Here is an 11,288-nt window from a genome sequence, read left to right as displayed (position 1 = left end):
TCGAAATGCACCATGCGCGACATGTCGGAATCACTCATGGGGTGCGGATCGCTGGGATCCGGAATGGGATCTCTCATATATCACAGACCTTTCTTCTTTTGTGCATCACCGCTCTCTGCCTGCTTCAGAGAAACTTCTCCCTCGGCAACCTCTATGCAGTAATCATTCGTACTGCTGGAGGATGTGACCCTCAAGCCTGACAATTGCGCCTGAGCTGGCCAAGCAGGAGAGACACCCGAACTTAAATCCATATCCGTCTGATAGCCCCTTCCCCCATACTTCCCGCATGGATGCGCAGACCGACATTCTCAAACGCGGGCTGGAACACGCCGCCCTTGCCGTGATGGATGCGTCGGCGCTGGCGAACCTGCATCTGGGGCCGAAGCGGATCGGGCGCGGCCTGGCGCAGCGCGTTTCCGGCCGACTCCGCATTCTTGAGATAATCGTCCGTCGGCTGATCCTCCTGATGGCCCCGGCGCCGCCGCGCCCGGCCCCCGCCAATCCCGCGCCAGAGCCCGACCTGCCCGAAGGCGTCGAACTGGCCATCTTCCCGCGCCTCTCCCCCAGACGGCTGACACTGCTGCCCGCGCGCCAGGCCTTTGAAGGCCCCGGCGGCTTTCCGGACATGTCCGGTACCAGTTATGGACCCGTTTCCCCCCACAAGCTGATGGCCCGCATCGCTGCGCTCCGGCGCGTGATTGCCGCGCCCGAAGCCCACGCGACCCGCCTCGCCCGCACCCTCAAACGCCTGCAGAAAAGCGGTGAGCCCAGGCCAGTGGTCGGCGCAGCAACGCCCGCCTTTCGCCTCTCGCCAGAGCTTGGCGCCATGGCCGCCATGTTGCCCGCGCAGATCAGCGCTGGGCTGGAATCATGGGAAAGCTCAGGCTGAATCCTCCGAAAAACATGCCCTGCCTGCCCGTTTCCCTCGCGTGACGGTCCCTTGTCGTGCCTGTCATTCCAGCGAAGCGATGGTACACTCCCAACCGGGAGGATACGCGTATGCCACGACTGAAACAGGCGGGCCGCGAAGCCGGAAATCCGTTCGCGAACCAGATTTTCGATTTATTGTTTGAAGACCGGGACCCGATTGCCGAGCCCGGCACCGCAACCGGAACGCCCGGAAACTGGTGGACCGTTTTCAACATTGTGCCGGATGCCTTCAAGCACACGACCGAAGGCTTTCAGTTCTACCGTTCGAAGAACCGCAAGCTCGACCCGAAACTGCGCGAGCTTGGCCAGATCCGCGCCGGCTTTGCCGTCGGCTCACAATTTGTCTTCTCTCAGCATTGCAAGGCCAGCCGCGATGTCGGCCTGACCGAAGACCAGATCGCCGCCATTCCCCACTGGCAGGTCGCAGACTGTTTCAGCCCGCTGGAACGCGCCGTGCTCGCCTATACGGACGGCCTGGTCCTGCAACGCGGCCGCGTGCCCGATGGCGTGTTCGAGGCCCTGAAAGCGGAATTGTCAGACGAGGAAATCCTAGAATTCACCTACATCACCTGCACCTATATGATGCACGCCATCATGAGCCGTGCGCTGAAACTGGAATATGATGATGTGGAGGAACGCGTCGTCGAAATCGCCGCGCCGGATGGATCGGATACAGATGTCATGTCCATGGTCGACGAGGGAGGAAACTGAACATGGCCTATCATCATCTCGCGCTCGCCGCGAAAGACATGAAAGCCACGCATGCATTCTATGAAGGCATCATGGGCTTTGAACTGGTCAAGGTGGAAGTCGCCCCAATCATGGGCGGCGGCTGGGGCAAGCATTTCTTCTATCGCATGGATGGCGATGACAGCCGCTTCATCGCCTTCTGGGAATTGCACGAGACCGATGGTCGCGACGATTATGTCTACGACATCAACGCCGCCGCCAAACTCCCGCCGGGTACAAATCATTATTCCTTTTCGGTGGATACGAAGGAAGAACTGGAAAGCTGGAAACAGAAATGGCTCGCCGCTGGACTCGACGTGTTCGAGATCGACCATAATTGGTGTCACTCGATCTATACGAAGGACCCGAACGACAATGCAGTGGAATTCTGCCTGACCTCCGGCACCTTCACCGAGGCCGACCGTCAACGTGCGCTGGACGCCTTATCGGAAACCGAGTTCAAGCCCTCTCCGCCGCCGGCCTTCATGCAAATGTGGAATGCCGAGAAAGCGGGCAGCTAACTACCAGCGCGCCGAATAGCCCCTCGTATCAACATGCACGAACGGCCCATGCGCCGCATTCGAGCCATAGGCCGATGCGCCGCCCACGACCCAGCCTTCGGGCTGCTCGGCGGCAAGTTCGTCAATCAGCTTGACCAGCGCGCGGGCATCTTCCTTGTCGATCCGGCCATTGCCGTCGAGATCATCCATCTGCCCGTCCCGGTCCTGATCAATATAGATATCGGCGGCATCACCATACAAATGGCGCGATGAAGTCGTCGTATTGCCAATGGCCGCATTATAGAACGGCGTGCGATAGCCACTCATCACGAAGAAAGTATCCGCTTCCCAGCCCTTCTCATTGGCAGCGGCAAGAAGGGTTTCGAGCTTCACCAGCATTTCCGGCTGCATCAGCAGATAGGTCGGCTTATGTCCCGGCTGCTGCTTGCAGCGGAACTGGCCGAGCTGGAAATTGGGCGAAACGCGCAGATCCTCCGACATCGCCGTCAAATCGATAAAGCCCTTGGGCACGGCATAGGACGGAAGATCCCGCAACGGCCGGGCATACATCCCTATGCGATAGCCATTCAGGCTGTCATCCACGCCATTCTCGAACGGCGTCAGCACCAGCAGGTTTAGACGGGTTTCACCGCCGCGATGGGAGATCTTCATGTCGGCCAGCCCCGGCGCCTCCGGAGCGGTCCAGGCAATCTCCGCCGCGTCGCGGCTCAATTTTCCATCGGAAACCTCAATGCGGGCATCTTCAGGAATGGCCAGCCTGACCTGGTCCCCCGGCATGGCGGAAACAGAGATCAGCGGCAACGCTGAGCGTGTTCCGTTTACGGTAATCTCGACGCCACCACCTGTCTGGATCGTCTCAGTTTTGTCGACCGGCTGGACCGGGTGCACCTCCGCCGATGCGATGATCCAGGGCAGGAAGATGAATTTCATGAATTCGGAAAATATGGGTCTGGTCCTCTTGTCTGGTCTGAACAGGCACGCATCACTTTAACCATCACGCATGCCCCCTCAAACGCATCAGAGCGCAAATAGTGCCATACTTTTTCTAATGTTTTTCAGAGCCGTAATTCGGAACCGGAACGGGCGCGATCGGTTTATCCAGCAACACCGCGAAGAGTTCCGCCAGTCTTCCCGACCGGCCAGGCCAGCCTGATGCGGCGGCCGCGCTCTTCTCTAACAAGAGTATTTTGGAGATTATTCATGCGTACGCATCGCCGACTTCTTGCATCAACCCTCCTCGCGACCGCTGGCCTGCTGACCGCCATTCCCGCCAGCGCCCAGCATGCCGCGCCCGCCGATACTGTGCTGCTGGCCGATCTGAGCGAGAAAGAGGCCATGGGCGGCGAACTTCAAGCGGAAAAAGCCTCTGCCATCCAGGCCCTGATCCTGAATGACTGGCTGGAGCGCGAACTGGGCAGTGAAACCGAAGCCGGTGTCCTGACCACAGTGCGCGCCGCCTATGCTCAGAATGTCTTCAAGCCGATCTGGACCGAGAAAGGGATCCGCTCGCTGAAGCGCGCGCGCAGTGATCTCTTCTCATACGGCCTCGTCCCATCCGACGTCTCGAAAGCCAACCTCAACAAGATCGCAGCCAAGCGCCTGAAAGGCGACAGCGACGAGATTCGCGCCACAGCCGATCTGCAACTGACCGCAGCCTGGATCCGCATGGCCTCTGCCGTAAGCGGAGGATTGTCCGATAATGGCGAAGCGGCAAAATCGAAGACCGATGCGCCCTCCAAATCCACTGTGCAGAAAAGCCTGATCAAGGCGGCGCGGGGTGATGCCGACGACATCCTTTCCGAGCTCGAACCTGTGCACCCCCAGTATAATCGCCTCAAGAAACAGCTGAAACAGTATCGCGAAATCCGGTCGGAGGGCGGCTGGCTTGCCATCCCGGATGGGGAAGCGATTGAACTGGACGACGAAGACCCACGTATTCCGGCCCTGCGCGACCGCCTGGAAGCGGAAGGCTATTACACGCCCGAGACATGGGCAGGCGATTTGCTGTCCGCCATCAGCATGGCTTCGAAAAACGATGACGGTACATCCGCTACGGAGATCGTGTTTGATGAGCGTCTTCAGAACGCCCTGAAGGACTTCCAGCGCCATCACGGCCTTGAAGATGACGGTGTTGTGGGCCGGAACACGCTTGCGGCGCTGAATGAGAGTGTCGACTCCAAAATCGACCGGATCGCCGACACGATGAATCGCTGGCGTCATTATGATGATCTGGGTGACCAGTATATCTGGGCCAATATTCCATCCTTCACCGCCGAAGGTTGGCGTGACAACCGTCGCGAAATCGCGATGAAGACCATTGTTGGCATGCCCAGCCGTGAAACCCCGGTTTTCTCCGACCAGGTGGAATACGCAGTCGCAAATCCGCGCTGGTATGCCCCGGTTAGCATCGTGCGCCGCGACAAGCTGCCAAAGCTGGCCAAGGACCCGTCCTATGCCGCCCGCAAGAATTTCAGGGTGATTGACCGAGCCACGGGTCAGTCTGTCTCCGCCGCCTCGGTAGACTGGACCAATCCAGTCGCCGCCGACAACTACCAACTGGTCCAAGGCCCTGGCGCGAACAATGCGCTGGGCGATCTGAAAATCATCTTTCCCAATCAGTATTCTGTCTATCTTCATGGCACACCCGGCGTGAGCCTGTTTGACAGGGCCCAGCGCACGTTCAGCTCAGGCTGCGTCCGTCTGGAAAGGCCTGAAGACATGGCGAAATGGATTGCGGCGCATGACCCGGAAATCACATCCAGGGATGTATCGGAGGCGCTCGAAGGGGCAAATCCGGAACGAATCGAGTTCAAGTCCGAAACCCAGATTCACATCACCTACATGACCGTCACTGTGGACGAAGACGGGGAGCCGAATTTTTGGCGTGACGTCTATCACGAAGAAGACGGCATCGAGATGGTCGACAAATATGCCCCACTCTACCAGCCCGTCCAGGATGAGGAACTGGCTCAAGCGACATCCGACCAACGCAAGGGATAAGGCTTACTGGCTCGCCCAGAGAATACGGGCGAGCCAGGCAATCTCTGACGGTTTGAAACTGCGCACGGGATAGGCCGGGTTCAACGAGGCCAGTTCAACTGTGCGCGCATTCTTGCGCGCCAGGACCTTGGCCATCACTTCGCCACCAACAGTTTTTGCCACCACCCGATCGCCCGGTTTCACTTTGGAACCCGGCGACACGATAATCCGGTCCCCGGCCCGATAGGCCGGCTCCATGGAATCCCCGCTGATCTCCAATGCGTAAACCGACTCCGTTTCCAGCCCCGGAAACCGAACCTCCTCCCAGCCGCCGCCGACAGGAAAACCGGCATCATCGAAGAAGCCGTCCTGCCCAGCCTGCGCAAAACCTATCAGGGGGGCAATCGCTCCGCGCCGACCATCGACCAAGGCGGCAAAATCCTCAAACCGACTGCCAACAGATTCCAGGACGCGCGCAAGGCTTTCCGTGGACGGCCAGCGCGGACGTCCATCAGCCCCTTCCCGCTTGGAAGGATTGAAGGCCGTCGGATCCAGCCCGGCCCGGCGTGCCAGTCCAGACGGCGTCAGCCCATGATGCGCAGCAAGGGCATCAAGCCCCCGCCAGATATCTCGATGTTTCATGGGATAATTTTCCCAAAGGTTGCACTCGCCGCTAAATAGGAATATTCACCTATTGTCAAGCGAGGGTGGGAAAACTGCTATGAAACTGTTCATACATGGCGTTCCGGATACGCCGCATCTGTGGGAGCCACTGATTGCGGCGCTCAGTCTCGGCGCCGATGACTATCGCGCCCCCGCCCTACCCGGCTTTGGCTGCCCGCGTCCGGACGGGTTCAGCGCAACCAAGGACGCCTACGCGAACTGGCTGGTCGAGCAGATGGAAGCGGCCGGTGGCAATGTCGATATTGTCGGCCATGACTGGGGCGCACTGCTGACCCTGCGCGCCGTGTCCCTCAGGCCGGATCTTGTAAGCAGTTGGTGTGTCACCAATGCGGTGATCGACCCCGACTATCGCGGCCACTCGCTGGCAAGGCGCTGGGCAACGCCTGTGCTGGGTGAGCTTGTCATGCTGGGCATGCGCAACAAGAAACGGCTCCTTCCTGCACTGGTTTCCGGCGGCATGCCGCGCAGCCTGGCCGAGCAGGAAGTTCCGCTCATCGACAAGACGATGCGGCAGAGCATTCTTCGCCTCTACCGGTCAGCGGCCGGCCTGCGCTTTTCGGATGAATGGGTGAAGGGTCTCGAAAATCTTCCGGAGCGCGGCCAGTTATTCTGGGGCGAGACGGACCCTTATGTCAACCTCTCTGTGGGCGAACGATTTTCCAAACGCTGGAACGTGCCGCTGCATGTCGAGCGTGGCGCCAGACATTGGGCCTGTGCGGAGCGGGCAACCGAGTTCGCTGCCCTGCTCCAATCACACTGGGCCTGAGTTTCAGGCAGCTTCCTTCTTCGGGCTGCCAAGTTCCTGTTTCACGCGCTCGGCCAGCTGGCGGACGGTGAACGGCTTCGGCAGGAACGAGACCGCACGGTCGTCGTCCAACTGCTTGGCAATGTCGCGCTCGGCGTAACCGGAGATAAAGATCACTCGGGCATGCCCCAGCAAATCCTTGGCTTCGCGGATCAGCGTCGGACCATCCTTGCCCGGCATCACCACATCGGAAATGACAAGATCAAAACTTTCCGGATTGTCCTCGAGGATTTCCATCGCCTCTTCGCCATCGCAGGCCTCTTCGACTTCATAGCCGCTCGATCGCAGAAGCGATGCGGCAATCCCGCGAACGCCATCTTCGTCCTCGATCAACAGGATGCGACCGCGACCGGAAATATCCACCGGCTGGCTGGCAATCTTCTCGGCCTGCGCCATGTCCACCGGTTCAGGTATTTCCTCTGCCTTGAGCGCGGGAAGATAGATGTGGAACGTTGTGCCCTTGCCCACGCTGGAAGTGGTGCAGATATAGCCGCCGGACTGTTTGATGATACCGTACACCGTCGCAAGCCCAAGACCTGTGCCGACGCCAGCTTCCTTCGTCGTGAAGAAGGGCTGGAAGATCTTGTCCATGACGTCTTTCGGCATGCCGTGGCCACTATCTTCCACTTCGATCAGCATGTAATCGCCATCGCTCACAAAGGCGAAGCCCTTGTCCTGGGCTTCCTTGCCGGTGGCGCGCGCTGTGCGGATTGTCAGCTTGCCACCATTCTTGTGACTGAGCATTGCATCGCGCGCATTGGTGGCAAGGTTGAACAGTGCGTTTTCGAGCTGGTTCTTGTCGGCCTTGACATAAGGCACATCGCGGCCGTGCTTGACGTCCAACTCAATCCGCTCATCCAGCAACTGGCGCAGGAGGATCGAGAATTCGGACATGAAATCGGTGACCGCAAACACTTCGCGCTTGAAGGTCTGCTGGCGCGCATAGGCGAGCAGCATCTTCACCAGGTCTTTCGCGCGGATCGAGAATTCGTGGATCGATTTCAGATTGGAATAGGATGGATCGCCCAGCGGATGATGAACCATCAACTGTTCATTGTTCAGGATGATGCCTTGCAGCACATTGTTGAAATCATGCGCGACGCCGCCAGCCAATTGTCCGATGGCCTGCATCTTCTCGCCATGCGCGAGACGCATTTCCAGCTGGCGCTGTTCGGTGATGTCCATGACATAGGCCACAGATGGGTGGCCCGCGCCGTCCAGCGCCACGAAGACGTTTACATGCTTGGGCTCTTCCCCAATCAGTTTCAGATTTACCGGCTTGTCGATCGCATCGATGAGCAGGCTCTTGAGTGCATCCTCGCCCTCTTCCGGCGCAAACAGCTCAGAGAACTTGCCGCCCGGTGCGGCTTTGCCCTCGGTCAGGTCCATCAGCGACCGGTTGGCATCCATGATGATTGCGCTGTCCACGCTCCCACCTTCGAGGCGCACTGCCCCGAAGGGTGCATCGTCAAACATCGGATCGCCATCCGGGCGCGGTGGGCGCGACGCAGTCGAAATGCGGAAGCCTTCCTCGCCGGTGTTCATGACTTGCTGGCTAGCCAGAATGATCGTGCGTCCTGTCGCGTCCGCGCCCTTGCCCGACCAGGTCGTAATCGCCTGAACCGGGCGCTCAACACCATCACGACCGCGCAGCTGGATGTCGACCCGGCCCGGCACGCCGGATTTGCGGTCGCGCGAGAGCATCTTCACGAACTCAGGGCGCATGATGTCGTCGATACGAATATTCTTGGCCGTTTCCGGCAGACCCAGCATATCGCGCAGCCAGCCATTGGCATAAGTGATCGTGCCATCCGGGCGCGCAGCGAAGAAGCCCATCGGCGCGTCTTCGACATAAAGCGATTTCAAGTCGGCCGCGCCGGTCGCTTCGCGCTCGCCGGCGATCGGACGAATGCGCCAGAGCACTTTGTCACGCGGTAGCGGCGACACAGTGATTTCGAACTGGGCGGGCACACGCTCCGGGCCAATCGTGATCGGCGGCAGGATTTCGCGGCGCGCATGACCGGCCTTCGCCCCCTTGGACAGGCGGTAAACCGGTGCGGCCAGACCTGGATTGGCACCGAACAGGCGATCCACGGTCACAGGAGCGCCTTCGACTTGGGAGCCGATCAGCGCAAGGCTTGTCAGCTCGCGATAAGATGTATTGGCCGCAACAGGTGCACCCCCCTGATCGGCAATCAGGACCGATTCATCCAGCGCCTCGATCCAGCCAAAGCGCGGCGTTGCCGCTTGAGCGGCGCGCGCAATCGAGCCGCGCTCCGGGAACAAGCCCAGCATCCGGCCAGCGCCGCGTACGCTCCACAGCAAGAATACCAGTCCACCAGAGGCCATCGCAATCAGCAGGATCGGGCCAGGCGCGCCCGAAGCATTTGGCCAGGCAAGCGCAACACTGGCCGCAGCAATCGAAACAAGCAGGCAGACCCAGAACGAAAGCTGCATGAAGTCCACGCGTCCGCGCTCAGTCACTTCGCTTGTTTCAGCGGTGGTATCCTGATCGTCAGCGGGAGCGGCCTTCGCCTGCATTTGAAAATCCATTGGTCGCTTTACACTCCTGTTGCCAGCCGCCAAGGTCAGGCCAGCACTCTACGCCTTTTCCGTTCGGCATCACTGCCGACTCAGTCATACGGAATCCTAGTGTATCAAATGTGGCACGACAAAGGTTAATGAAAGCGAAAAAGGCGTTAAGACAAACGTTGAAAATTACAGAAATCACAGTGGAATCGGAGCTTTTCATGAGACGAACTTCAACAGCAATCGCAGCGCTCCTGCTGCTCGGCGCCTGCCAAAGCGCGGATGACACAACGCTGCCGCCTCCTGTCGCTGAAATGCCGCCTGCGCCAACCCAAGCCGACCGGAGCGAACTGGTCGCGGCCGAAAGCGCCCGGCTGAATGAATGGTTCGAGGACAAGTTTCAAGAAACTCTGGACCGCAACCCGATGTACCAGACCTATCTCGGTGTGAAGACCGACTATGACAAATGGAATGACGTCTCCGACGCCAAGGCTATCGAAGATATGGAAATCCAGCGCGCCAATATCGCTGAGATGAAAACACTCTTTGATTTTGACCTGCTGAACGATCAGGCCAAACTGTCCTGGCGGCTCGCCGAATATGAGCTGGCCGAAGCAGAAGCCGGATTTCCGTATCGCCACTATGATTATGTTTTCGACCAGATGCGCGGCGTCCAGTCCGGCATTCCGGCCTTCTTGGTCAACCAGCATGGCGTGACCAGCCTGTCCGATGCGGAGGCCTATGTGGCCCGCCTCGAAGGCGTCGAAACTTACCTGGCGCAAAACATTGAAAATGCGGAATATTCCGCCAGCCTCGGTATCATGCCACCCGCCTTCGCTTACCCCTACGTACTGAACGATTCCAAGGGCGTAATCACCGGCTATCCCTTCACGACCGATGTGAGTGATGGCAGCGAAGACAGCCCACTGATGAAGGATTTCCGCAGCAAGGTCTCCGGACTTGTTGAGGCCGGAATGATTGACGATGTTCAGGCGGCTAAGCTGCTCGCTGATGCCACCACCGCCCTCACATCAGCGGTCGGCCCGGCCTATGAAAACCTCATCGCGGCCATGACCGAGCAGGCCAAAAGCGCGACCACAGAGGATGGCGCATGGAAGCTGCCCGAGGGCGACGCCTATTATGCGATGCGTCTGAAGCGGATGACGACGACCGACAAGAGCGCGGCAGAAGTCCACCAGCTCGGCCTCGACGAGGTGGCTCGCATCCATGAGGAAATGCGCGGGATCATGGCGAAGGTCGGATTCGAGGGCACGCTGAAGGAATTCTTCGAGTTCATGCGAACAGATGAGCAATTCTATCTTCCCAACACTGAAGAAGGCCGCGAGGCCTATCTGGCCGAAGCTCGCGCCCAAATCGAGCTTATGAAGGTCGACCTGCCCAGCGTATTCAACACATTCCCCAAGGCTGACATGATCGTCAAAGCGGTCGAACCATTCCGCGAGAAATCCGCTGGCAAGGCCTTCTATTCCCGTCCTGCCCCGGATGGCAGTCGGCCCGGCACTTACTATGCCAACCTCTATCGCATGCAGGACATGCCAACCTACCAGTTGCAGGCGCTCGCCTTCCATGAAGGCATTCCAGGCCACCACATGCAGATCGCCATTGCGCAGGAGCTGGAAGGCATTCCGAGCTTCCGCAAGTATGGCGGCTATACTGCCTTCTCCGAAGGTTGGGGCCTCTATTCGGAATTCCTGCCAAAAGAGATGGGCTACTATTCCGACCCGTATGACGATTTCGGACGACTTGCGATGGAGATCTGGCGCGCAGCGCGCCTGGTCGTCGATACGGGCATCCATGACAAACAATGGACCCGCGAAGAGGCGATCCAGTATTTGCTGGACAATACGCCCAACCCGGAAGGTGACGCGAAGAAGGCCATTGAGCGCTACATCGTGATGCCGGGACAGGCAACGGCCTACAAAATCGGTATGCTCAAAATTCTCGAGTTGCGCGAACAAGCCAAGGGGGAACTTGGTGAGTCATTCGACATCGCCGAATTCCACGATGTTGTCCTGAAGGATGGCCCCGTGCCCCTGAGCATTCTGGAAGAGAATGTCATGGCTTGGGTCGCCGAGAAAAAGGAAGACTGA

Annotated in this window: 9 protein-coding genes; 6 read left to right on the top strand and 3 right to left on the bottom strand. The window is 59.0% G+C overall.

The window, feature by feature from the left end; genetic code table 11:
• Nucleotides 1–286 precede the first annotated feature (286 nt).
• From L53_RS13070 to L53_RS13060, 3 genes are all read left to right on the top strand, one after another.
• Nucleotides 287–889, top strand: coding sequence for a hypothetical protein (locus L53_RS13070; protein WP_034816184.1), 603 nt, complete (start codon nt 287–289; stop codon nt 887–889).
• Between the two features lie 110 nt (nt 890–999).
• Nucleotides 1,000–1,641, top strand: a complete 642-nt coding sequence (locus L53_RS13065) for a carboxymuconolactone decarboxylase family protein (RefSeq protein ID WP_034816175.1) — start codon at nt 1,000–1,002, stop codon at nt 1,639–1,641.
• A gap of 2 nt (nt 1,642–1,643) precedes the next feature.
• On the top strand, nt 1,644–2,180 hold the full coding sequence (locus L53_RS13060; RefSeq protein ID WP_034816173.1) for a VOC family protein: 537 nt from the start codon (nt 1,644–1,646) through the stop codon (nt 2,178–2,180).
• Here L53_RS13060 and L53_RS13055 read toward each other — a convergent pair whose 3' ends face one another.
• Nucleotides 2,181–3,110, bottom strand: a complete 930-nt coding sequence (locus tag L53_RS13055) for a D-Ala-D-Ala carboxypeptidase family metallohydrolase (RefSeq protein ID WP_051607942.1) — start codon at nt 3,108–3,110, stop codon at nt 2,181–2,183.
• Between the two features lie 270 nt (nt 3,111–3,380).
• On the opposite strand from L53_RS13055, the gene L53_RS13050 reads away from it, so the two are divergent.
• Nucleotides 3,381–5,180, top strand: coding sequence for a murein L,D-transpeptidase (locus L53_RS13050; protein ID WP_034816171.1), 1,800 nt, complete (start codon nt 3,381–3,383; stop codon nt 5,178–5,180).
• Nucleotides 5,181–5,183: 3 nt separating this feature from the next.
• On the opposite strand, the gene L53_RS13045 is transcribed toward L53_RS13050, so the two are convergent.
• Nucleotides 5,184–5,801 carry a helix-turn-helix transcriptional regulator gene (locus L53_RS13045; protein ID WP_034816164.1) on the bottom strand — a complete coding sequence of 206 codons (618 nt, stop codon included), beginning with the start codon at nt 5,799–5,801 and terminating at the stop codon, nt 5,184–5,186.
• A gap of 79 nt (nt 5,802–5,880) precedes the next feature.
• On the opposite strand from L53_RS13045, the gene L53_RS13040 reads away from it, so the two are divergent.
• A complete protein-coding gene (locus tag L53_RS13040; protein WP_034816161.1) occupies nt 5,881–6,609 on the top strand; it encodes an alpha/beta fold hydrolase in 729 nt (242 codons plus the stop codon).
• 3 nt (nt 6,610–6,612) lie between these two features.
• Here the strand turns inward: L53_RS13040 and L53_RS13035 are convergent, their stop codons facing one another.
• Nucleotides 6,613–9,201, bottom strand: coding sequence for a response regulator (locus L53_RS13035; protein WP_034816153.1), 2,589 nt, complete (start codon nt 9,199–9,201; stop codon nt 6,613–6,615).
• A gap of 197 nt (nt 9,202–9,398) precedes the next feature.
• Between L53_RS13035 and L53_RS13030 the strand changes: the two genes are divergently transcribed.
• Complete coding sequence (locus L53_RS13030; protein ID WP_034816340.1) at nt 9,399–11,288, top strand: DUF885 family protein; 1,890 nt, start codon at nt 9,399–9,401, stop codon at nt 11,286–11,288.

Origin of the sequence: Hyphomonas sp. L-53-1-40, assembly GCF_000682775.1 — a bacterium.
Lineage (GTDB): Bacteria > Pseudomonadota > Alphaproteobacteria > Caulobacterales > Hyphomonadaceae > Hyphomonas.
This window is presented reverse-complemented; position numbering and strand designations above follow the sequence as displayed.